Source organism: Pseudogracilibacillus auburnensis, assembly GCF_003201975.1.
Taxonomy (GTDB): domain Bacteria; phylum Bacillota; class Bacilli; order Bacillales; family Amphibacillaceae; genus Pseudogracilibacillus; species Pseudogracilibacillus auburnensis.
Genome location: NZ_QJJQ01000025.1, coordinates 15971 through 39863 on the forward strand (window position 1 = coordinate 15971; position 23893 = coordinate 39863).

The window sequence follows — 23893 nt, forward strand, 5'->3', positions numbered from 1 at the left end:
TAGTTATCTTGCAAGTGGAACCCTTCTCTTTTAAATCTATTACCTTTTCCTCCTAGTTTTTAATGAAGAAAAGGATATTTGAAAATATTGGAAATAAATTATTTTCTTACTTAAACTTAAGACCATATTATCTTAATTTGTGATATAATAAATACTTGAATTTAGGAGGTTTAAAGATGAATTTCAAACAATTTCTGCAAAATGTAGGAAATAAATTAATAGGTTCATGGAATAAAGGTAAAATTCAAAGAACATCACGGATTACATATGATATTGTCTGGAATATTATTCTCTTTTTTATTATTGTTGGCTCCATGTCCGTTATTTTTGCTGGAGGGGTTGGGGCTGGATATTTTGCCTCCCTCGTCAAAGATGAACCAATTAGAGATTACGAAGAGATGAAAAAAGACATTTACAATTACGAAGAAACATCTAAGTTGTATTTCGCTGGTGAAAAGTATATTGGTGATATAAGAGCTGATTTACACCGAGAAGAAGTCAAATTAAAAGATGTTTCAGATTTAGTAACAGAAGCAGTAATTGCCACAGAAGATGAATTGTTCTATGAACATAATGGAGTTGTTCCAAAAGCAATTGTTCGTGCAATTTATCAAGAAGTATCCAATTCCGATACAAAAACAGGTGGTAGTACATTAACACAACAATTAATTAAAAACCAAATATTAACGAATGAAGTTTCATTTGAGCGTAAAGCAAAAGAGATTTTACTTGCAATGCGTTTAGAACATTTTTTTGAAAAAGATGAAATATTAGAAGCATACTTAAATATCGTTCCATATGGAAGAGATGCCTCCGGACAAAACGTTGCAGGAATTCAAACTGCAGCTAAAGGGATATTCGGAGTCGATGCATCTGAGTTAACGTTACCGCAAGCGGCATTTTTAGCTGGAATTCCGCAAAACCCATATGCCTTTACTCCTTTTCAAACGTCAGGAGAAGTAAAAGAGGAAGAAGAGTTAGAAAAAGGAATCAACCGAATGAAAACCGTTTTAAAGCGGATGTATCAAGCAGAATTTATTACAGAAAAAGAATATAAAAAAGCAGTGAAATATGATATTGCTGCTGACTTTACGAAGAAGTCTGCTTCCCCTATCGAAAAATATCCAGCCATTGTTTTAGAGTTAGAAAAACGGGCGAAGGAAATCATTATGGAGGTAATTGCTGAGGAAGATGGATATACTTTGGCGGAAGTGATGGAAAGTGAAGAGCTAAAAGAACAATATGAAATTTTAGCAGATCGTGCTTTACGAATGAATGGTTATCATATTCATTCAACGATCGATAAGAAAATGTATGATACGATGCAAAAAGTCGTAAAAGATTATCAATACTTCGGACCTGATAAAACTTTACCAGAAAAAGAAGATACAGAACAAACAATAGAGCAAGTTGAAGTGGGAGTAGAATTGGTCGAGAATAAAACTGGAAAAATTTTAAGTTTTGTTCCAGGTAGAGATTTTCGTGCTGGAAGTCATGAAGTTAATTATGCGACAGGCTACGGAACATTAGGACGTCCAGCAGGAAGTACATTTAAACCGCTTGCTGTTTATGCCCCTGCAATGGAAATGGGTGCTATCCAACCAGGATCAGTGGTTGCTGATGTTCCAGGACTTCCAGGTTACTCACCACCTAACTATGGGGGTGGTTATTATGGGCTTGTTTCAGCTAGAGAAGCTTTAACATACTCATATAATACTTCTACGGTGGAAATTTATAAGAAGATATTATATGCAAATCCCGGAAAAGAGTACATCATGAAAATGGGAATACCACTATCTGATGAGGAGCTGGAAAGTCCTGCTATCGCATTAGGACCAAATAACGTGACAGTAGAGCAAAACACAAATGCATTTGCCACATTTAGTAATGGGGGAAAGTATATTCCTGCTTATATGATTGAGAAAATAACTGATTCTGATGGAAATATTATTTATGAACATAAATCGGAACCAGTAGAAGTATTTTCACCGCAAACTGCTTATTTAACGATCGACATGATGCGAGATGTACTTCGATCAGGAACTGGAGCATATTTACCTAACCACTTAGCCTATCGCGGCGTCGATTGGGCTGGGAAAACTGGTACGTCGAATGATTATGAAGATGCGTGGTTTGTCGGAACAAATCCAAATGTAACGATGGGGTTATGGCTTGGCTATGATACGCCAAGTTCCATCTATGATTGTTCTGGCTGCGGACTAAATTATAGTCAACGAACACAAAACCTATGGGCACAAATTATGAATGCTGTTACCGAAATTAATCCTGAATTACTGGCACCACAAGGAAACCATAAACAACCAGATGGACTTGTTAGACGAAGTTATTGTGCAACTTCAGGGATGGCTCCATCGAAAATTTGTTCAGATGCTGGTCTTGTTCGATCTGATTTATACAATGCTAAATATGTTCCGAACCAAACAGATGATAGTTTAGTAGGAGGAAATATGCCTCTTGTTGAAGTAGATGGAGAACAAATCGTTGCTGGACCTAACACTCCATCCGAATTTACTACGTCTGGAAAGGGTGGGTATGCCTTTAATCCAGAGTTTTTAAAACGGATGGGATATGATCGTTTAGGTGATTTATCAGTACTTATTCCAAGAAAAAATCCGGAACCTTGGCAAAAAATCGGTTTTAGAGGCGGTAGTTCTTCATCAGGAGCTATTGAAAATGACAGCGGAGGTTCACCCCCCGCACCCGGATCCTTAAAAGCATCGAGCAGTAGTATTTCTTGGTCGGGAGCAACAGGACACTTAATCGTAGGTTATCGAGTGTATTATGCATCTAAAGAGGGCGGTTCTTTTAAATTAATTGGTCATACGATTAAGCCGTCCTACTCCATTCCTTCTGGAGAAGGTGTTTATCATGTACGAGCTGTAAATTATTTCGGAAGAGAATCAGAACCTTCTAAACCATTTACTGTAGAAGTGGATGATAAAGACAAGGAAAAAGATAAAGAGAAAGAGAAAGAGAAAGAAAAACAGAAAGAACTAGAAAAACAACAAAAAGAGCAAGAAAAAGCCGATAAAGAACGACAGAAGGAAGAAGAAAAACGTAAAAAAGAAGAGGAAAAGAAAAAGAAAGAAGAAGAGAAGCGTAAGAAAGAGGAAGAAGAAAAAAAGAAAGAAGAAGAAAAGCAAGATGACAGTAGTGATGAAGGAAATGAAGATAGCGATTAACTAGTCCATTTATGAATAGTACGAGCCCAAAGTAGAGCTGAAATAAATTTCAGTTCTACTTTTTGATTAGTTCTCGAAATTGCTCATATTTGATGTAAGAATATAACCACTTTGAAATTAGAAGTTTTTATACTTCCCGAACAACGAAAAGACGGGGGAGCTTGTCAAATAAAGTGTGTAAATTATAATTTATTCTAAATACTTTACTCGATCTTTTAATTGATCGTGTGTAGTAGAAGCTGGTTCATAGCTATTAACCAGTTTTGGATATGGTCACTTCCCACTTCTTTTCAAGTTCTTTAATCCGAAGATATAATACTTTTAAAAGGGCGTTCTCATTTGGGAATGCTCCTTTTTGGTTACTTTTCTAAAACTAGAGTAGATGCATTCTACGGCATCCGTTGTGTACATCATTTTACGAATAGCACTACCATGATCATCAAGAGTTGTACCAGATGATGCGAGTTCCTAGTCCATACATCAAAAGCAGAATTACGGATCAAATGAACGATGCAACGTTGAACAATGGCATCTGGAAAGAATAAGTAGCTTAAACTAGCCTGTGTAAGTAGAATAGCGTGCAGTTCCTATTGGCCAGTTTAGTTTACACTATCTCTATAATTAGCTAATTGCTTTTGTAATATAGTTATTGCAGATTTATATTATTGCTTATAATTTCTTAAATGCTTTTCTATCTTTTTAAGTTGATTACCTTCTTTTTTTAAGGGCTTTTCTATCATGTTAACCCCTCCTAAGATGTTTGTAATTCCTTAATTTATCGTGTATGATATATATCAATTATACCATATTATGTAATTGAAAAGTCTTCTGCATTAGAGATCTCGTTTCTTTTTTTAGATTTATTTTATAGTGATATCATCTTTAGGAGGTTATAGTTTTAAATGTTATTTAAACTCGAATATACTACTGAAGATCAAGACTTAAAGAAAATAGCGAATAATGTTTTCAAGTATTCTAAACTTGAAAATATAAAGAAAGCAATTTGGGTATTTGGTGTTCTAATTATTGCATTTTTATTTTATTCCAAACTACCTTTAATATATACTTTATTAAGATGGATTTTTATAATTCTTATACTATTTCCAGTGTATAAATTTATGTTTACAAAAGGTATGGAAAGAAAACTATCTCATATTAAACACTTACACTTAGGTGACCGTATAAGTATAATTTCCGAAAATGGTTTTTCTAATAAACGTGTTAAAGAAGATTTTCTATTTAATGAAAGACAAGAATACAATAAAAAACATAATCTTAAAAGTTCCTATAACTGGAACGAAGTCCTGTATTTTAGCAGAGAAGATGATTTGTTTATACTTTACCTTCCCAAAAATAACATTGCGTATTTTAAAGGTAATTCTCAATCAGATAAGGTTGAGTCTTTCTTAAAGGATATTCCTTTACTTAAAAAAGGATAGAATCTCTATCCCTTGTCTTTATTTTTATTATCCACTGCCCTCGTCAATCTCATCTATTTGACCTAAGAAGAAATAGTATCAATATTGGTAAAACTAATGCTGAAACTGCTTTAGCATAATATAGTGCTGCGAAAAATAACATACGCAAAACAACAAGTTAAAATCTAGTTATTTCTAAAATTCATAAGATTCAAGTAAAGCCACAAGTGAAAAGATAGACGAACAAAAAAAGCCAGAGGATTAACTTTTAATCCTCTGGCTTTTTACTTGTTTGCTCATGATCCGCGTCCAATATGACAATTTCAACTCGTCTATTTTTACTCCAATCTTCTGGAGTTTTATTTTCTACGACAGGTCTAGTGTCACCGTATCCTCCAATTAAAAAACGCTCTTCATCGAGGTCGTGTTCTTCAATAAAGTAACGAACAACACTTCCAGCACGAGCTCCAGAAAGCTCCCAGTTGGAAGGATAACGATAGGTCGAAATAGGTCGATTATCCGTATGCCCTTCGACACGTACATGATTATTCATTCCTTTTAACAAATTACCAACCTCATCTAAAAAAGGTCGTCCAGTATCTAAAATTTGTGCTTCCGCTGAATCAAATAAAATACTATCTTGTAAAACTAAAATAACCCCTTCTTCCGTACGCTTAGCTGAGATAACGTCTCCCAACTCCTCCGAATCTAAAAAGGAATCAATGTTTTCCATTAGTTTTGCAAGTGCATCGGCTTTCTTTTCCCATTCTTCCAAATGATCAATTAGTTTGTCAACGTCTAATTCTTCTTCATCTTCACTATCGTCCTCTCCACCTGCAGCATCGTCAACACCTTCGTCCCCATCTCCCAATCCACCAAAAGCATCATCGTTCGTGATATTTTCTGATGGAACAGAAGAAGGTAGAAAGTCTAAAATTGCCCGACTTTGAAATGACTTTGAAATAGATTCAAATTTAACCAAGTCAATTTGCGACATCGAAAATAATAAGATGAAAAAAACTAATACTAATGTAACCATATCAGAATATGTAACCATCCACTTTGGTGCGCCATTCTTTTGTTGCTTTCTATTTCTACGCCTCATGGATGTTTTCCCCACTAATTCCTGTTACTTTAGAAGGTGTCTCTAACTCTTCTCCAACTAAAAAGGCGCTTAATTTTTCTTCTAAAATACGTGGGTTTTGCCCGGATTGCACACCGATTATACCTTCAATGATAATTTGTTTAATAAAAATTTCTTCGTCTGTTTTGTTTTCTAATTTGCTTGCCATTGGTAAAAAAACTAAGTTAGCAAGAACCGTTCCATAAAGTGTTGTTAATAGTGCTACTGCCATATTAGGTCCCAAACTTGCCGGGTCGTCCAAACTACTAAGCATCAACACAAGGCCGATTAGCGTACCTATCATCCCCCAAGCAGGTGCATATTCACCAGCTTTCTCGATAATGACACGTCCTTTATAGTGCCTTTCTTCCATGGCAGTAATTTCAGCATTCATAATTTCATTAATTACTTCAGGCTCAATCCCATCAATTGCTAGCAAAATTCCTTTTTTAATAAATTCGTCTTCTACATCTTCCATTTCGTTTTCTAATGCGAGTAATCCTTCTTTTCTCGCTTGTTCAGAAAGGCGGATAAATAACTGAATTAATTCAGGCATTTTACGATCATTCTTTCTGAACGCCTCTTTCATTACGGATGAAAATAATTTAATTTGTTCATACTTGAAGTTAATGAGCAATGATCCAATAAGACCACCAATGACGATAAAAATGGAAGCTACATCAACAAAATTCCCGAAGCCTTCTTTACCGCCACTCGATAAAATTGCGAGCATAATCATAATAAACCCGATGGTGATCCCTATTGGAGTTAGAATGTCTCTTTTTCTCATTATATAAATCTCTCCCGTATGCTAGTGTAGTAATTACTACCTACTCTATATATCGGCTCTATTTTTATTTTGTTGAATCTCTTTCGATGATTCGATGTGGGAGAATAACTGTATTTTCGTCTACTTCTTCTTTATTCATATATTTTGTTAATAAACGCATAGCAACTGCTCCAATATCATACATCGGTTGTACAACTGTCGTAAGCGTCGGGCGAACCATGAGCGCAACCCGAGTGTTATTAAATCCAAATACTTCAATATCATTTGGAACGTGAAGTCCTCTATCTTGAATACCATGGATCACACCAATAGCCATTTCATCAGTCGTGACAAAAATTGCTTTCGGTCGCTCCGCTACTTTTAACAGTTGCTCGACTCCTTCAATACCACCATGATAAGTAGCTTCATTTTCAATAACGATTTGTTCATTAATTTCAATGGACGAATCCTTTAACGCACGAATATATCCTTCATATTTTAATCCATTTGACTGAATATGCTCGCCGCCAGTGATGAATGCTGGTTGACTTTTCGTCGTCTCAATTAAATGTTTTGTTGCCTCATATGCAGCAGATTCATAATCAATATTAACAGATGGCAGTTCATTTGTTTCATCATGAGTTGCTGCCAAAACGACGGGAACACGAGATGTTTTGAACTGCTCAATATGTTCCTCTGTAATTTCTCCACCCATAAAAACGATTCCATCTACTTGCTTTTCTAACATTGTGTCAATTAGATGAAGTTCTTTTTCCTTATTTTGATCTGAATTACTTAAAATAATATTATATTTATACATTGTGGCAATATCTTCAATACCACGCGTTAGTTCTGAAAAGAAGGTGCTCGAAATATCAGGAATTATTGCACCAACTGTCGTCGTTTTTTTGCTAGCAAGACCTCTTGCAACAGCATTTGGACGATATCCTAATCTTTCAATCGTTTCCAGCACTTTCTTCCTAGTTGTTGGCTTTACATTTGGGTTTCCATTAACAACACGTGATACAGTTGCCATAGAAACGTTTGCTTCTCTTGCTACATCATAAATTGTTATACTCATCTTTAGCCACCTCCGACCAAAATTATCAACTATCTACTGTTTATAATATCCTAGCTTGAATAAAAACACAAAAAATATACAGCAAGCCTGCAAAACCCACTGTATATTATCCGTTATTTATGCTCTTTTACCCGCGATCCGACTATACTTCGCTTTGAATAGGTGACCCTTGTGCCTCCGAAGCACCATATTTATTGTGACGAGTAATCGCAGTCGCAAAGCCCCAGGACGTGCTAATGTCGATAATGTCACATGGACGTGACGATTGATCAACCTCGTCCTGTATTCTGTGGGGTCTCACTTTAGTCAAAAAGTCTACTTTTATTCGGATCGCTAAAGTAGGATCTAATCATTTTATTCGTTCAAATTGGGAATAACTTTCCTTAAGAACGTTATTTTACCGCTAATCCATAATTAGCTACTTCATTGAAAAATTCATTAAACATATCTAAATCCATTTGTTGTTGTGCATCAGATAAAGCAACTGCTGGGTCTGGGTGCACTTCAGCCATCACACCATCTGCGCCAACTGCAATCGCCGCTTTAGCTGTCGGTATTAAAAGGTCTCTTCGCCCAGTAGAGTGGGTGACATCAACAAGAACTGGTAAATGAGTTTCCTGTTTTAAAATAGGCACAGCAGAAATATCTAGTGTATTTCTTGTTGCTGTTTCATACGTTCTTATTCCACGTTCACATAAGATAATGTTTCCATTGCCTCGTGAAATAATGTATTCGGCAGCATTAATGAATTCAGCAATCGTTGCGGATAATCCTCTTTTTAAAATAACTGGTTTATTTGCTTCTCCAGCCGTTTTTAATAATTCGAAGTTTTGCATGTTTCGTGCTCCGATTTGGATGACATCAATATATTCTTGTGCCGCTTCAATATCTGCCGGATTGACAATTTCACTTACGACAGCTAAATCGTATTCATCAGCTACTCGTTTTAAAATTTTTAATCCTTCTAATCCTAACCCTTGGAAATCATAAGGAGACGTACGTGGTTTAAATGCACCACCTCTTAGTAACTTTAATCCTTTTGACTTAATTGCTTCTGCTACACTTGCAACTTGCTCATAGCTTTCAACTGCACAAGGTCCAAAAATGAAATGATTATCCCCGTCTCCAAATTTCACACCTTTAATATCAATAATCGTATCTTCTGCCTTTCGCTTACGAGATACGAGTAATTCTTTTTGCTGATCATCTTCTTGAATTTCTAAGCTCGCTTTAAAAATTTCTTTAAATATATGCTCAACCGTTGCATTTTTAAAAGGTCCGTCATTATTACGAATAATATGATTTAACATATCTCTTTCACGGACAGGGTCAAAACGTCTTGTACTTTGTTTTCCCTTAATTTCACCAATTTGCTGAACGATTTCGGCTCGTTTGTTAATCAAATCTAGTAATTCTAGATTGAGTGAATCCAGTTGCTCACGTAGTTCTTGCATAGTTCCATTACTCATTTACGAACGACTCTCCTTCAAGTTTATTAACAATTAGAACAATTATATCTAATATTGTTTTCTTTGTCACTTTAATGTATATATAATAGAGTATATACTGTTTTTCGCAATTTTTCTAACGAAAGGAAATTACATAATGAATGAACACGTTTTTGCACTTGATATAGGAACACAATCTGTTACGGGGATCATTTTACAAAAGACAAACGATTCCTATAAAGTAATAGATTTTTGTGTAAGACAACATAAAGAAAGATCAATGTTAGATGGACAAATCCAAAACGTTGTTCAAGTTGCAGAAGTAATAACTGAAGTGAAATGTGCTCTTGAAAAAAAGCATGGTCTGTTACAACATGTTTGTGTGGCTGCCGCGGGTCGTGCGTTAAAAACGATACAAACAGAAAAAAGTATTTCGATAATAGATAAACCAATTACTACCGAAGAAGAAATTAAACATTTAGAGTTAAGTGCTGTTCAACAAGCACAAGCTCTTTTAGCAAAAGAAAATAAACATAATTTTACCAACTATCATTGTGTAGGTTTTTCCATTTTACATTATAAACTAGACGGTGAAAAAATTGGTTCTTTTATCGATCAAGTTGGAAAGGAAGCAACAGTAGAAATTATCGCTACTTTTTTACCGAAAATTGTTGTTGAATCTTTATTAGCCGCACTTGAACGAGCTGATTTAACGATGGAAGCATTAACATTGGAACCGATTGCTGCTATTCATGTACTTATTCCTGAATCCATGCGGAGATTAAATATTGCATTAATTGATATCGGTGCAGGTACGAGCGATATTGCTATTTCAAATGATGGGACAGTTGTGGCTTACGGGATGGTACCAATTGCAGGAGATGAAATAACAGAAGCAATAAGTGATCATTACTTACTCGACTTTAAAGTAGCTGAAGAAACAAAGCGGAAAATTATCAATGATCAAGAAGCAACTGTCCACGATATTTTAGGGTTTGAATCAACCATTACATATGAAGATTTAGTTCCGCAAATTGCAGAAAGTGTCGATCGACTGGCAAATCTATTAGCAACTGAAATACGTCATTTAAATGCAAAGGCACCACAAGCTGTCATGCTTATCGGTGGTGGAAGTTTAACACCAAAACTAAATGAAAAACTAGCTACTTATTTACAACTTCCTGCAAACAGAGTTGCCATGAGAGGAATTGAAGCGATCCAATGTTTAAAATCAAATGAAGGGTTGCCGACTGGGCCAGAATTTGTCACTCCGGTTGGGATAGCGATTAGTGCAACACAAAATCCACTTCACTATATTACCGTTTACGTCAATGATAAAGTAACGCTTATGTTTGAAACAAAACAATTAACGGTTGGAGATGCCATTATTCAAGCCGGAATTGAAGTAAACAAGTATTATGGCAAGATTGGCCTTGCCTCGATTATTACGTTCAATGGGAAAAAAATGACCCTTCGCGGAGAATATGGTGATCCACCAACTATCTTTGTCAATGATCAAGCTGCCACTGTTGATAGTTTAATAGCTTCAGGTGACAAGATTGTAATCCATAAAGGGAAAGACGGGAAAAATTCAACTGTTACATTAGAAGAGATCGTAGGCGATATGAAGGAAATACCTTTTACATACAATGATCAGGAATTTGTACTTAAACCTGTTTATCAAGCAAATGGTCAAATCGTTGATAAAAATTACCTTGTGCAAGATAAAGATACGATTCATGTCGTCATGGCAAAAACAATTGCTGACTTTTTATCGGAACAAACTCTATTGAATGATCAGGAAAAAGAGGATTTTTTTGTTATCGTAAACGAACGAAAAGTAAAATTAGATAAAGGAAGTACAATCATTTTGGTCAATGGAAAACAGGCTAATATGACTACTTATATTCATGAGGAAGACCAAATAACAATGACCCCATCGGAAAACGTCACGGTAAAAACGTTATTACATCAGCTAGACAAGCAGTTCGATTATCAGATTCATGTAACATTTAATGGAGAGCCTGTTGAACTAAAGCAAAATCGAATGACGATGATAAGAGATGACCAACCGTTGGAAGAAACGAGTGAATTACATCATGGGGATCGACTTGTATTAAAGGAAACAAATGTGAGAGCCTTTATCTTTCAAGATATCTTTCGGTATGTCGATATTGACTTATCCCAGATAAGAGGAAGCTATAAATTATATAAAAATAATGAGTTGACAACCTTCCATGAAGAAGTCATTCATGGAGATAAGTTGGAAATTGTTTGGGAATAGTTTTTGCAAGATGATCGAAAAGAATTGTCCTCCTAACCCTTTTGGGGGAAACTTCTACCTCAAGATGGAAAAGATGGGTTTGTCAAATAAAGTGTGTAAGTTTCAATTTACTCATGATATTTTAACACCCTATCTTTTAGCTCATCATGAAGGAGAAGTTGGTTCATAACCATTGCCCAGTTTTGAATGTGTCCACCTTCCCATTTGGTTTCAAGTTCTTTTATTCGTAAAAATAATACTTTTAATAGAGCGTTCTCGTTAGGGAATGCTCCTTTTTTAGTTATTTTTCTAAAGCTGGCATGGATACTTTCTACTGCATTCGTTGTGTACATCACTTTACGAATCGCACTTCCATAATCATAAAGTTGCTCGATATGGTTGAAGTTTCTTGTCCAAACGTCAATAGCCCCTGAGTATGAAGCCCATTGTTGTTTAAAGGATTCGAAAGCACTTAGGCAAGCCTTGAGGCTTGGTGCACCATAGACTTTCTTTAAGGCCTTGGTGAATGCTTTATAATCTTTACTAGGAACATATTTGATGGAGTTGCGAATCAAATGAACCACACATCGTTGTACGATGATATCTGGGAAAATAGCACGTGCTCCTTCTTCCAAACCACTCACTCCATCCATAGAGATAAAGAAAATATCTTCAACTCCTCTCGCTTTGATTTCATCAAAAATCTGCATCCATTTATGCTTACTCTCTGTTTCATTGAGCCACAATCCAAGGATTTCTTTATGGCCCTGAGTGGTGTATCCTAAAATCGTATAGACGGCATATTTTCTTGTTTCATATTCATTGCGAATCGTTGTATACATACAGTCTACAAAAACAAAGGCATAACAGTTACTTAAAGGTCTCGTTTGCCATTCATCCAGTTCAGGAAGAACTTGATCCGTAATATCAGACACCATTTCGTGAGATACCGAAAAGCCATAGATATCTTCAATCGTTGAAGAAATATCCCGTTGCGACATCCCGCGTGCATACATGGAGATTACTTTATTTTCGATCGCCGAAACGTCCTTTTTCCGTTTCGGTATCAGTTCCGGATTAAAAGAACCGTCGCGATCTCGTGGCACCTTGATATTCACTTCACCGGAGCTCGTTTTGATGGTCTTCTTTCCATAACCATTTCGTCTATTCTCCGTCTCTTTTTCTTCTTTATCATTCGATTCATAGCCTAAATGAGTTACCATTTCTCCTTTTAACATTGCTTCAAACATAGGTCCAAATATATCTTTAAGTGCATTCTGCATATCTTCTACGGTCTCTGGTTGGTAGTTTTCTAGAATTTGTTTCGCTAATTCAGCTGATTTCTGATCACGCTTTGATTGAGTCAATAGAATAACCTCCCAATTGTTTTGTATTTATTCTAACAATAAAATAGTAAAAAAATAAACTGTGAAGTAAGAGCCGTACGCTCTCTTACTTACACAGTTTATTTTACACTCCCTAAAAGATCGGGAGGGAAAAATTCTGATGGCCCCAAACCAAAAAGCTTGTAGTAGCCAATTCGACTTCTACAAGCTTTTTTATTTAACCAATTTAACTTTCGCTTTTTACTTCTTCTTTCACATCTTCTATTTCTGCTTGAACTTCTTCTTTTGTATCTTTTCGTAATTCTTTTGCCTTTTGTGAAACTTCTTTTACCGTACTTTTCGTTTTTTCCGATACATCTTTTGCAAGATCTTTCGTTTTTTCACCTACATCTTGGGCAAAATCAACTGTTTTTTCAGTAACTTCTTTTGTCAGTTTTGACGTTGAATCAACTGCTTTTTTAGTAAGTTCGGATCCTTTTTCTTTTAGTTCAGAACCTTTGACCTTAACTTTTTCTGTATACACACTTCCTTTTTCTTGTGCAATTTCTTTTAGCTCGTCAGCTTTTTCAAGTGCCTGTCTAGCCCCTTTGTTGATGTCTTGACGTAATTCTCTTCCAGGTTTAGGGGCGAATACTAACGCTAATGTGGCACCGACAACACTTCCAATGATTGTACCTAATAAAAAACCTTTGTTGTTGTTCTCTTCCATTATTAAACCCTCCCTAAGTTATTTTTTTCTGTTTTTCCAAACATTATAAATGGCTGTGCTCCACTTAACTGCTTCTGTCGCTTTTTCGACGTCTTGATCTGCAGATACGGAAACGCTAGTGGATAATTTTTTTACAGAATGTGTTAAATGATTGAATGAATCCCCTATTTCTTGAATTCCATCAAATACGCTGTTTAGTTTTGAGACTTTATGATTGACATCTTCTGCCAAATCATTTGTTTTTTGAAGTAACAATGTCGTCTCCGTTGTAATTCCTTCCATTTGTTTATTTACATCTGCCAATGTATCTGCAACATTGTTTAAAGTACGTTTTGTTGCTAAAAGTGTTTGGGCTAAATAAAAGACTAATACGGCAAATGCAACTGCTACGATAATTGCTGCAATCGTTAATCCGGCACTCATAATTGGTCAACTCCTCTTTCTTTATCTTTTCATAAATCATAGGTATATATTACTTGTTTTTTAATAACAATACCCATTACTAAATAGAGTAAACATTTTTCAACTTATCCCTATATACATACTAGCTTATTTTGACAATTTTTTTCAAATAAATCGAAAAAATAATTAAGATCTTTTACCTTTTTGACAGAAAGGTAAACTTCCTACGCTTATTTTATTCCAAAAGTGAAATTTCAATCATAAAATGTTTGTCCAAAATAAAAACGATTAGAAAACTTGGCATTCGTAAAGCCTGTAACGGCGAGTCCTTGCTGTACTTTACGACGTTACAATGTTTAACACGACAAGTAATTGCAGTCGCAACGCTTTTCGATGGGACGAGCGGAAGCAGTAGTAAGTTTAATACTTTTTACTTGTTAACATAAAAGTGTTTACATAGCCAATCTATGCAAACACTTCTTCCCTTAACGCTAAGATGTTTAACTACTTTTACTTTCTTTTTGTTCCGATAAGCCAAGTTCTACACTTTGTTCATATGCAGACTGAAATTTTTGTATATCCCCAGCTCCCATAAAAATAAGAACACTATCAGCAAATTGCTGTAAAACCGATACATTTTCCAATGTTAATAAAGTACTTCCTTCTACTTTATTTAATAGGTCATTAATCGTTAAATCCCCCGATGATTCACGAGCGGAAGAAAATATATCACATAAAAATACGTAGTCCGCATTGTCGAGGCTTTCAGCAAATTCATTTAAAAATGTTTTTGTTCGTGTAAATGTATGTGGTTGAAAAACGGCAATCACCGACTTATCAGGATACTTCTTCCTTGCCGAATCAATCGTAACCGTAACTTCAATTGGATGGTGTGCATAATCATCAATAATAATTTGGTTACCAATTTGCTTTTCGGAAAAACGGCGTTTTACCCCACCAAAAGTGCTTAAATGATGCATTACTTTCCTATCCATTTCTTCATAATGACAAAAAGCAATCACAGCTAACGCATTTAAAATATGGTGGTTTCCATACATTGGAATATGAAAAGTATCGTAGTACGTATTTCGTACAAAGACATCGAATTGTGTGCCATTTTTCGTTACTTGAATATTATTTGCTTGAAAATCATTCGTTGATGAAAAGCCATAATAAATAATTGGCACTTTTGTTTGTAAATGTTGCAAATGCTCATCTTCTCCACAAGCAATAATTCCTTTTTTCACTTGATCTGCCATCGATTGAAATGCATTGAAAACATCTTCTACATCGGCAAAATAATCAGGATGATCAAAATCGATATTCGTAATCACTGCGTAATCAGGACTATAATGTAGGAAGTGACGTTTATATTCACATGCTTCGAATACGAAGTAATCACTATTTTCATGTCCTTTTCCAGTTCCATCACCTATTAAATAGGAGGTTGGATAGCTTTCCTCCAGTACATGTGATAATAGACCTGTTGTGGACGTTTTTCCATGTGAGCCTGTAATCGCAATACTTGTATACTTTTTTGCCCATTGACCGAGAAATTCATGGTATTTGTAAAAAGTTAATCCCAATTCTCTTGCCCGTTTTATTTCAATATGATCGTCTGAAAAAGCATTTCCAGCGATAATAATTTGATCTTCTTTAATATTGTCACTTGAAAATGGTAAAATGGAAATTCCTTTTTTCTCTACTTCTTCTTGTGTAAAAAAATATTTATCTACATCTGAACCTTGTACCTTTTCCCCTGAATCATGAAGAATTTGGGCTAAAGCACTCATTCCAGTTCCTTTAATACCAATAAAATGGTAAGTTGTCATAACAAACCTCCAAAACATATAAAGAACGTAACATAAAATATAGTCAAAACACCTAGTGTTTTTTATTGACTAATATCATTGTTTTTATTCTTTATTGACTTTCATTTCTCAAATTTAGTTTTTTTTCATATCTAACTTCTTCTAATCGCGGATTTGGACGAAATTTTCTACCTTCTTTTGCTGAATGTGATCCATTTAATAATACATTATCCCCAGTAAAGCCAATATTAATTTTTAATAAGCTACTACCGATTCCATACATATCAACGGGAACATTCTTGCTTTCAAAATAGGCGATTTTCTTTTCCGTAAATCCGCCACTTGCAACAATTTTTACAAATTCAAAACCTTCTTCATCTAAAGCTTTTCGTAAGGCAAAAATTAATTCAGGATTGACACCACGAGGATCAAAAGTACCCATTAAATGATGGTTTCTTAAAAAATATTTGTCTACTAATGTACGTGATGTATCTACACGAACTGCTTTTAATGTCTTACCAAATTCTCGTGCGACTTTAAGTGAATCTGTAATCACATCATTATTATAATCGACAAGTGCCATCAAGTCATCTTCTGGAAACATTTCGTGGTAGGCTTTTGATGCGGCGATAATATCACCGCGAAACATTTGGATTAATGCATGTGGCATCGTCCCCATGCCTTCTTTCCCCCACCATTCATTCATTGCATGAGTCGCTTGCGCTGTCGATCCGCCAATAAATGCCGCATAGCCATCCCCTGCTTGCTGTGTATAATGGTCATCCCGGTCTCCCATAAAGATTACCGGTTTCTGTTTTCCAGATGACCTTGCTGCTTTTACCACATTATATACATTTGTAGCAACAGAGGTTCTTCGTGACAAAATCCCATCAATAATCCCTTCTAAAAAGCCAAAGTATTGATATGGTCCCGTAACCGTTAGTACAGATTCAAATGGTTTTATTTTATCGCCATCTTTTAACGATTTTATTTCCAGTTGTTCAGGGTGTTCTGCAAACGTATGTATTAATGCAATCACTTCATCTGTTCCACAAAGAACCGCTTCTTCTTTTTGAAAAAATTGCATGGTCACTATATTATGTGGTAACTTTTTTTCAACGATCTCTCTTGTTTTTAAAAAGTATACCGCTGAGAACCAACCTTCTCCAATACGTTTATCAAATTTGAAGGTACGATTTGTTAAACGGCTTATTTTCCCTTGTAATTTCTGTTCTATTTCTTTCATAAAAGGAGCTCCTTGCTTTCATCTCATTTTCTAAAGGATAAGCTAACTGTCTTTTTATCCTCTCGTTTTCACCTTTATAAAAATTCTTCCAATTGTGTTTTTGTTACAAGTACCTCACGTGGTTTTGATCCATTTTGGGCAGATACTATTCCCTTATTTTCTAATGTATCAATTAAGCGTGCGGCTCGATTATACCCTATTCTAAACCTTCTTTGCAATAAGGAAGTGCTCGCTTGATTTTGGTCTACGATAAATGCAATCACTTCGTTTAATAATTCATCTTCTTCCTCTTCTTGGAAGTCGAGTAGTAATTGTTCCTGCTCGAATAAATAATTTGGCTTAGCAACTGAACGCATATAAGAAGCTACTCGATCAATTTCTTCGTCTGAAACAAATGGTCCTTGCAATCTTACACTTTTATTTGCTCCATTTTCAACGAATAACATATCACCTTTACCTAATAACTTTTCTGCACCGACTGTATCAAGCATCGTTCGAGAATCCACTTGTGATGAAACACTAAAAGCAATTCTAGTCGGTATATTTGCTTTGATAAGACCTGTAATGACATCAACAGACGGTCGTTGCGTTGCAAGTAGTAAGTGAATACCACACGCACGCGCCTTCTGAGCTATCCGACAAATCGCATCTTCTACTTCTTGCGGAGAGACGATCATTAAATCGGCTAGTTCATCGATGACAATAACCATATAAGGTAATTTGTCTCTCTCTCGATTTTGTTTCGTCATTTTTTCATTATATTTTAATATATTTCTTACGCCTGCTTCAACAAATTTCTCATATCGATCTTCCATTTCATCCACAGCCCATTTTAATGAAATCGTTGCCGCTTTCGCATCTGTAATGACTGGGGCGATCAAATGCGGAATCCCATTATATGGAGTAAGTTCAACCATTTTCGGATCAATAAGCAAAAATTTTACTTCATTGTAATTCGCTTTATATAAAAGACTAAGTAAAATGGTGTTGATACAGACACTTTTTCCTGATCCTGTCGCACCAGCAATTAAGCCGTGGGGCATTTTACCGATATCGGTTATAAGTGGATCTCCTTCAATTGTTAAGCCTAACGCAATTGTTAATGGAGATGGAGCCTGGTTAAACTCCTCTGTTTCAATAATTTCTTGTAAGCTTACGACTTGTGGATATTGATTTGGCACTTCGATTCCAATTGTATTTTTACCTGGAATGGGTGCTTCAATACGAATATCTTTTGCAGCCATATTTAGTTTAATATCATCTGCTAAATTTCTAACTTTGCTTACTTTTACCCCAAGCGCTGGTTGGATTTCAAATCTTGTTACGGATGGGCCTTGCGTCACTTTGACAATTTTGGCTTGGATATTAAAATGTTTTAACGTTTGTTCAAGTAAAGATTGTTGTTCATCTAACCAGACCGAATCATCTTCGTCTGGAAGTATTGGATCGTTTAATAAATAGTTTGGTACATCAATTGGTTCATCGATTGGGTCATCAATTGGTTCATCGATTGGGTCATCGATTGATTCATCGATCAGCTTATCAAGTGGTAAATCATACTCCTCATGACTATCTTCTATAAGGTCAAGAACAAATGATGGTGGATTTGGCTTTTCACTAGATACTATATGCTTTTCTTTTTCTGAAGTAGCTTTTTGTTCTATTTGTTGCTGCATTTCTAGCTTTTTTTCTTCCTTTAGTGAAAGCTCAAATGGCTTCCTTTTTTGTTCAGTTGAATCGTGAACTTCAATCTGAATTGGTAGTGAGTTCATCTTATACTCTTCGGAATCATTATTTAGTAGGCCGTCTCGAATTTTAAACACTCGATCAAGCTCATCTGGCCTCGTATGATTGAATACAATTGGCTCATGCTGTACTTCTATTTGATCTTCCTTATTCTCTACTTGATTCCTTTTTTGTTCTCGCTCTTCTATTTTTCTCCTTCGAACATATGCTGGGATATCTTCTAGTTCTTTTACTAACTGTTTTCGTTTGTATCCATGAATTAAAAAGTCTTTTTCCTTATTGGAACGATGAGAGTTACGCTTTAGTTGATAATTTCTCTGATTAACTTGTCTTTTTGCCAATTTTTTTTCAGCTTGATGATCAGGAATAACTGGGAAACGAAAAGGAGTTATTTGTTCTTTCGGATATTGGTAGGTCATTTTTGTGTTTACAGTTCGATTTGCAACAGAACGATGAATCGACTGATTCATTGCTTCATCTTCTTCTCGTTCTTCTTCATCGCCTTCGATGACATCTTCGTAAAAAAAGTCACTCACTTTTTTCTTCCAATCTTTCCACATAATCTCACCTACTTTTCATAACGATAATGATATATCTATTTTATCAGTTTTTTACTTTTTTTGTTGAAAGATCGCGAAAATTAATCGTTCTTTCCATCATCTGCTTTATTTTTTACTTTTTTCGGTTTATTTTTAGCTAAAATAAAAATCGGTTCTAATGTTTTATCTTCATAAATAAAGGATAAAGAAGTGATCGGAATTCTACCTTCTGCAAAAAACTTCATCGTCATCTGTGCTAAAATATCGTACCCTGTATCATTTGTGATATCTGCTAAAATAAGAACATCTTGATGTGGGACAGCAACGGCTAGGTCGCCGACACATTTTGCTTTCATTTCTTCTAAAAAAGCATCATATAGGATACGGCTTGCATCATATCCATCTTGTGTTGCTATAAAATAAAAATCATTTTCTCGAACTCGATCCACTTTATAATCCATCGGTAAAGAACGGAGATTGAATAAAGCATTTTCATGCATTCGTTCTTTTGTCCAGCCTTCTTTTTCAAGAATCTCTTCATCAATTAATCGATATGATTTTCCTAAATCAAGCGCATAAAATATTCTCGTTTCTGCTGTATGATCTTTTGTTACTAATTGTTTTCCGCCATTCGTTTTTGTTGGAAAGGAGGTAGAACGGATGACAGGGAAAATATGTTTTTCCATTCCTTTTAATTGATGTTCTTCATTCATAATTGCTAATGCTTCTTTTATATGGTTAACAAGTTCATCGATCGCTGCCTCACCTTGTGCATTATATTTCGCGATCACTTGAGGTAACTTAACGTTCATCCCTTTTTTTGTATTTTTCCATTCAATCCGAAACAAATCTTTATCACGATTAAAAGAAGTCCGAAAATCCGGACTTGCTAATCTCTTATTGAGAATGTTTTTCATTTTTATACTAGTCATTTTCATTTGAAAATTCCTCCAAGAAAAATATATCAAAAACGTTCGATTTTTTACATTTAATTGTTATTTCTTTATATACTATCATACTACGTTCTTGAACTTTAACAAATAATATTTCTTTTTCTAATTGTTTTTCTACTGGAATCAATCCCCATCTTTCAATATTTCAGTTAAAAATCCGAATAACAAAGATTAGTTATTCGTTTCCACTCTAGATGTTAGTTACAATACAAGAATATGAAGATTTCTTCCATAGATAATGTTCGGGTTGATCTGGGAATTAGCATTGATGTCAGTGACTCACTTGCTCGTTTATATTTTAAATGGAAAAATTTTGTTTTTCCTTGCTTACAAAGTATAATAAGACTTGGAGGGATGAGAATGAAATTAACGGTGTATTTAGCGGGAGAAATTCATACGAATTGGCGTGAAGAACTGCAAAAGAAGGCAGAAAAAAAACAATTACCCCTTACATTTGTTGCACCTCAAACGAATCATGATCGTTCAGATGATATTGGGGAAGACATTTTAGGAAAGCAACCGGGAAAGCTTTATAAAGATGCAGCAGCTTCCGATATTAATAATTTCAGAACACAAGTAATGTTGCAAAAAGCAGATGTTGTCATCGCCCTGTTTGGAGAGCAGTACCGGCAGTGGAATACTGCAATGGATGCAAGCAGCGCAATTACATGGAACAAGCCAACTATTATTATTAGACCAGAATCACTCATTCATCCACTGAAAGAGCTTTCCAATAAAGCGAATGTAACAGTGGAAACGGTAGATCAAGCATTAGATGTGTTAAGCTATATTTATGAATAAATGTAATCGGTATTTGGGATTTCGTAGGGAGAACTTTATGTACAAAGGGGCTCCATAATGACTATTGGAAAAACGAGTTTTAATTATGATGAGCACGAAACAAAGTATTCTAGCCTGAGGCAAACCGATCCAATTATTGCCAAACATATAGTAGAAGCTTTAGGCTCAGCTAAAACGGTCCTCAATGTTGGTGCAGGTGGGGGTTCTTATGAGCCTCAAGACAAATATGTTGTTGCAGTTGAACCTTCTATTTCAATGAGAAAAGAACGAGTGAATGCGAATAAAGTTCCTGCCATTATCGGAACAGCGGATTCATTACCTTTTGATAACGACTCTTTTGATGCGTCCTTGGCGACTCTAACAATTCACCATTGGCCTGACCTTGAAAAAGGCTTACTTGAGCTTAAGAGGGTGACTCGAAACCAAATTGTTATTATGACATATGATCCTAATGCACTGGATGTTTTTTGGAATGCTTATTATTTTCCAGAATTAATTAAAGTAGAAAAAGCGCGCTATCCAAAAATAAATAAAATAACAAACATACTAGGTGAAGCCTCTATTATCAAAGATATCCCAATTCCGATCGATTGTCGAGATGGTTTTCAAGAAGCTTTTTATGGAAGACCAGAAGCATTTCTTCAAAAGGAAGTCCGCCAATCTCAATCAGCTTGGATATTTTTGTCAGATGAAGTGGAACAAAAACTCGTTAAAAGGTTAGAAGATGATCTTACATCGGTAAATGGGATAAAAAGTTTGGAGCGCATAGAAAAATGCCTTTTTTTAATGGGGCTCTACGTCTAATTATTTATCCTAAAAAGTAATTTGTAAAAAAAGGCTGTGATGGAAAAAATCCACCACAGCCTTTTATCTTGAATAAATTACTCTTCTTTACTCCAAAAATCCATCTGCCCTTTCAATAACGTCACAACATGAGCAAACATTTCATCACGGAGTATTTGTCCGTTTGTAAAAATCCCAATTGCACCTTCATGATGACGAATATCTGATTTCTGTGCATAGTCATTCATGACATCACTTAATTCTATTCCATCCTCAATCGGCTCTATAAAGGATCGTGGCAATTGAATACGGGCACCACCAGCCGTAAATAGTTTCCCATCTGGTGTAACGATCGCCCCCCAATTACAAAGATAAAGCTCCTCATGTAGGAACATGACGCCACCTTCTAGTCCTATTCCAGTGCTATTTTGACTTGTCTTCCTTGCACCACGGGCCCGATTTATCGCACCTTGCAGTGTTTCTTCATCCCCCACTGGTTGCGCGGAAACACCTGATGGTACTTCCACAGTTAAAATTTCTTCTTTTTCAAAAACCGTTTTCACTGCATTTACTTTCGTTTTATTCAATGAACCGATGACAATTTTCATAAAAACCCTTCATTCTGTTAGTTTTTTCGTATGGAATCGATTGTTGCTTGATCAGTTGCCTTTACTAATGTAACCAATAATTCCTTTGCCGCGGCATAATCATCGACATGAATGATCGAGGAAGACGTATGGATATATCGAGCACAAATCCCAATCACGGCTGATGGTACCCCATCATTTGAAATATGTACACGTCCTGCGTCTGTTCCACCTTGAGAGATAAAATATTGGTATGGAATATCGTTTGATTCTGCTGTATCAAGGATAAACTCCCTCATCCCACGGTGAGTGATCATCGTTCGGTCAAAAATTCTGAGTAGTGCACCTTTACCAATTTGCCCAAACTCCTCTTTATTTCCAGACATATCATTTGCAGGTGATGCATCAAGTGCAAAAAAGATATCTGGCTGAATCATGTTTGCTGCCGTTTGCGCCCCGCGTAAACCGACCTCTTCCTGAACAGTAGCCCCTGCATATAATGTATTTTGTAATGTTTCCTCTTTAAGCTCTTTTAATAGTTCAATCGCTAGTCCGCATCCATAGCGATTATCCCAAGCTTTAGCTAAAATCTTTTTTTCATTTGCCATCGGAGTAAAAGGACAGATTGGCACAATGGAATCGCCTGGTGAAACACCGATATGAAGTGCATCTTCTTTATCGTCCGCGCCAATATCAATTAACATATTGCTTATTTCCATCGGCTTCTTTCGTTGATCTGGAGTTAAATTATGTGGTGGAATCGATCCAATCACACCAGGAACGATTCCTTTTTTCGTCATAATTTGTACTCTTTGAGCAAGTAATACTTGATTCCACCATCCGCCTAGCGGTTGAAAGCGAATCATTCCATTGTCGGTAATTTGCGTGACCATAAAGCCAACTTCATCCATATGTCCTGCAACCATGACACGTGGTCCAATACCATTTTTCACCCCAAATATACTACCCAAATTATCATACATTATTTCATCTGCATATTTAGTTAATTCCGTTTTCATAAAATCTCGTACTAGCTTTTCATCTCCAGGCACACCTTGTAACTCTGTCAACGTTTTAAACATGTTCCTTGTAGATTTTTCCAATTTTATCACTCTCTTTCTATTTTTTCACTTGTTCAAAAGTGGATGATCATTTCTAATGGATAAGGAATTTATGAAAGACTTGGAGAATATCCATTTTCTACATACTATTTACTTGTTTTGTCATATAATAAATTCCTTTTTTCATGTATACTATACATATAAATCATTAGATTTGGAGAACATGACTCCTTACAAAGATTATTTAAATGGGGTGAATGATACAAATGAGTCGAAAAAATACTTTACTTGCAGCTGGATTAGGATTTGCGATTGGCTACTTATTAAAAGAACAACTTGACGAATACAAAAAACTCACACCAGAAAAAGCACTACAATATGCAAAAGAAACGTTTCAAAAAAACGGTCCAATTAATGGGTCATGGATTTACATGAAGCCAGAAAAACTAGAAAAAAACGGCCTAATTTACGATACGTATCGCGGAGGTATTAGCCGAAATATTGATGGAGACAACAAACAATATGACTTTTATGTCGATATTGAAACAGGTGCCATCATTGACGCCAAACAAATAGCTTCATAGCCATCCTCATACTGGATGGC

19 protein-coding genes and 1 pseudogene are annotated in these 23893 nt (G+C 35.6%); 6 read left to right on the forward strand and 14 right to left on the reverse strand.

Translation table 11 applies throughout. The features are described 5' to 3' along the window. Positions 1 to 176: 176 nt before the first annotated feature. The gene (locus DFR56_RS21535; protein WP_110397526.1) at positions 177 to 3203 is read left to right on the forward strand and encodes a transglycosylase domain-containing protein; all 3027 of its coding nucleotides are present in this window, start codon (positions 177 to 179) and stop codon (positions 3201 to 3203) included. A gap of 189 nt (positions 3204 to 3392) precedes the next feature. Here DFR56_RS21535 and DFR56_RS21540 read toward each other — a convergent pair. Then, positions 3393 to 3742, reverse strand: a pseudogene (locus tag DFR56_RS21540) (transposase); the annotation flags it as partial. A gap of 363 nt (positions 3743 to 4105) precedes the next feature. On the opposite strand from DFR56_RS21540, the gene DFR56_RS21545 reads away from it, so the two are divergent. Then, positions 4106 to 4642, forward strand: coding sequence for a hypothetical protein (locus tag DFR56_RS21545; protein WP_110397527.1), 537 nt, complete (start codon positions 4106 to 4108; stop codon positions 4640 to 4642). Positions 4643 to 4889: 247 nt separating this feature from the next. On the opposite strand, the gene motS is transcribed toward DFR56_RS21545, so the two are convergent. From motS to DFR56_RS21565, 4 genes are all read right to left on the reverse strand, one after another. Beyond that, positions 4890 to 5726, reverse strand: a complete 837-nt coding sequence (gene motS, locus DFR56_RS21550; protein WP_110397528.1) for a flagellar motor protein MotS — start codon at positions 5724 to 5726, stop codon at positions 4890 to 4892. Continuing rightward, a complete protein-coding gene (gene motP / locus DFR56_RS21555) occupies positions 5716 to 6534 on the reverse strand; it encodes a flagellar motor protein MotP (protein ID WP_110397529.1) in 819 nt (272 codons plus the stop codon). The genes motS and motP overlap by 11 nt, the downstream gene beginning before the upstream one ends. Positions 6535 to 6598: 64 nt before the next feature. Next, positions 6599 to 7594, reverse strand: a complete 996-nt coding sequence (ccpA, locus tag DFR56_RS21560; protein ID WP_110397530.1) for a catabolite control protein A — start codon at positions 7592 to 7594, stop codon at positions 6599 to 6601. 392 nt (positions 7595 to 7986) lie between these two features. Beyond that, entirely contained in the window at positions 7987 to 9063 is a 1077-nt protein-coding gene (locus tag DFR56_RS21565; RefSeq protein ID WP_110397531.1) for a bifunctional 3-deoxy-7-phosphoheptulonate synthase/chorismate mutase, read from the reverse strand. 136 nt (positions 9064 to 9199) lie between these two features. Here DFR56_RS21565 and DFR56_RS21570 point away from each other — a divergent pair, with 136 nt between their 5' ends. Next, positions 9200 to 11326 carry a cell division protein FtsA gene (locus DFR56_RS21570; RefSeq protein WP_110397532.1) on the forward strand — a complete coding sequence of 709 codons (2127 nt, stop codon included), beginning with the start codon at positions 9200 to 9202 and terminating at the stop codon, positions 11324 to 11326. A 107-nt stretch (positions 11327 to 11433) separates the two neighbouring features. Here DFR56_RS21570 and DFR56_RS21575 read toward each other — a convergent pair whose 3' ends face one another. From DFR56_RS21575 to DFR56_RS21605, 7 genes are all read right to left on the reverse strand, one after another. Further along, complete coding sequence (locus tag DFR56_RS21575; RefSeq protein WP_170124518.1) at positions 11434 to 12672, reverse strand: IS256 family transposase; 1239 nt, start codon at positions 12670 to 12672, stop codon at positions 11434 to 11436. Between the two features lie 205 nt (positions 12673 to 12877). Further along, positions 12878 to 13360, reverse strand: a complete 483-nt coding sequence (locus DFR56_RS21580) for a YtxH domain-containing protein (protein WP_110397534.1) — start codon at positions 13358 to 13360, stop codon at positions 12878 to 12880. An 18-nt stretch (positions 13361 to 13378) separates the two neighbouring features. Beyond that, positions 13379 to 13783, reverse strand: a complete 405-nt coding sequence (locus DFR56_RS21585; protein ID WP_110397535.1) for a DUF948 domain-containing protein — start codon at positions 13781 to 13783, stop codon at positions 13379 to 13381. A gap of 479 nt (positions 13784 to 14262) precedes the next feature. Further along, positions 14263 to 15594, reverse strand: a complete 1332-nt coding sequence (murC, locus tag DFR56_RS21590) for a UDP-N-acetylmuramate--L-alanine ligase (RefSeq protein ID WP_110397536.1) — start codon at positions 15592 to 15594, stop codon at positions 14263 to 14265. Positions 15595 to 15685: 91 nt separating this feature from the next. After that, positions 15686 to 16819, reverse strand: coding sequence for a nicotinate phosphoribosyltransferase (locus DFR56_RS21595; protein ID WP_110397537.1), 1134 nt, complete (start codon positions 16817 to 16819; stop codon positions 15686 to 15688). Positions 16820 to 16893: 74 nt separating this feature from the next. Then, positions 16894 to 19125, reverse strand: coding sequence for a DNA translocase FtsK (locus DFR56_RS21600; protein ID WP_110397538.1), 2232 nt, complete (start codon positions 19123 to 19125; stop codon positions 16894 to 16896). 80 nt (positions 19126 to 19205) lie between these two features. Beyond that, on the reverse strand, positions 19206 to 20042 hold the full coding sequence (locus DFR56_RS21605; RefSeq protein ID WP_110397539.1) for a DUF1444 domain-containing protein: 837 nt from the start codon (positions 20040 to 20042) through the stop codon (positions 19206 to 19208). Positions 20043 to 20417: 375 nt separating this feature from the next. Here DFR56_RS21605 and DFR56_RS21610 point away from each other — a divergent pair, with 375 nt between their 5' ends. Continuing rightward, positions 20418 to 20858 (forward strand): YtoQ family protein, encoded by a 441-nt coding sequence (locus DFR56_RS21610; protein ID WP_110397540.1) that lies wholly within the window; start codon positions 20418 to 20420, stop codon positions 20856 to 20858. A 57-nt stretch (positions 20859 to 20915) separates the two neighbouring features. Then, entirely contained in the window at positions 20916 to 21662 is a 747-nt protein-coding gene (locus DFR56_RS21615; RefSeq protein WP_211320664.1) for a class I SAM-dependent methyltransferase, read from the forward strand. 77 nt (positions 21663 to 21739) lie between these two features. Here the strand turns inward: DFR56_RS21615 and DFR56_RS21620 are convergent, their stop codons facing one another. Both DFR56_RS21620 and DFR56_RS21625 read right to left on the reverse strand, forming a co-directional pair. Beyond that, on the reverse strand, positions 21740 to 22249 hold the full coding sequence (locus tag DFR56_RS21620; RefSeq protein ID WP_110397541.1) for a DUF84 family protein: 510 nt from the start codon (positions 22247 to 22249) through the stop codon (positions 21740 to 21742). A 17-nt stretch (positions 22250 to 22266) separates the two neighbouring features. Further along, on the reverse strand, positions 22267 to 23310 hold the full coding sequence (locus DFR56_RS21625; RefSeq protein WP_377725790.1) for a M42 family metallopeptidase: 1044 nt from the start codon (positions 23308 to 23310) through the stop codon (positions 22267 to 22269). Between the two features lie 245 nt (positions 23311 to 23555). On the opposite strand from DFR56_RS21625, the gene DFR56_RS21630 reads away from it, so the two are divergent. Beyond that, the gene (locus DFR56_RS21630; protein WP_110397543.1) at positions 23556 to 23873 is read left to right on the forward strand and encodes a PepSY domain-containing protein; all 318 of its coding nucleotides are present in this window, start codon (positions 23556 to 23558) and stop codon (positions 23871 to 23873) included. Positions 23874 to 23893 lie beyond the last annotated feature (20 nt).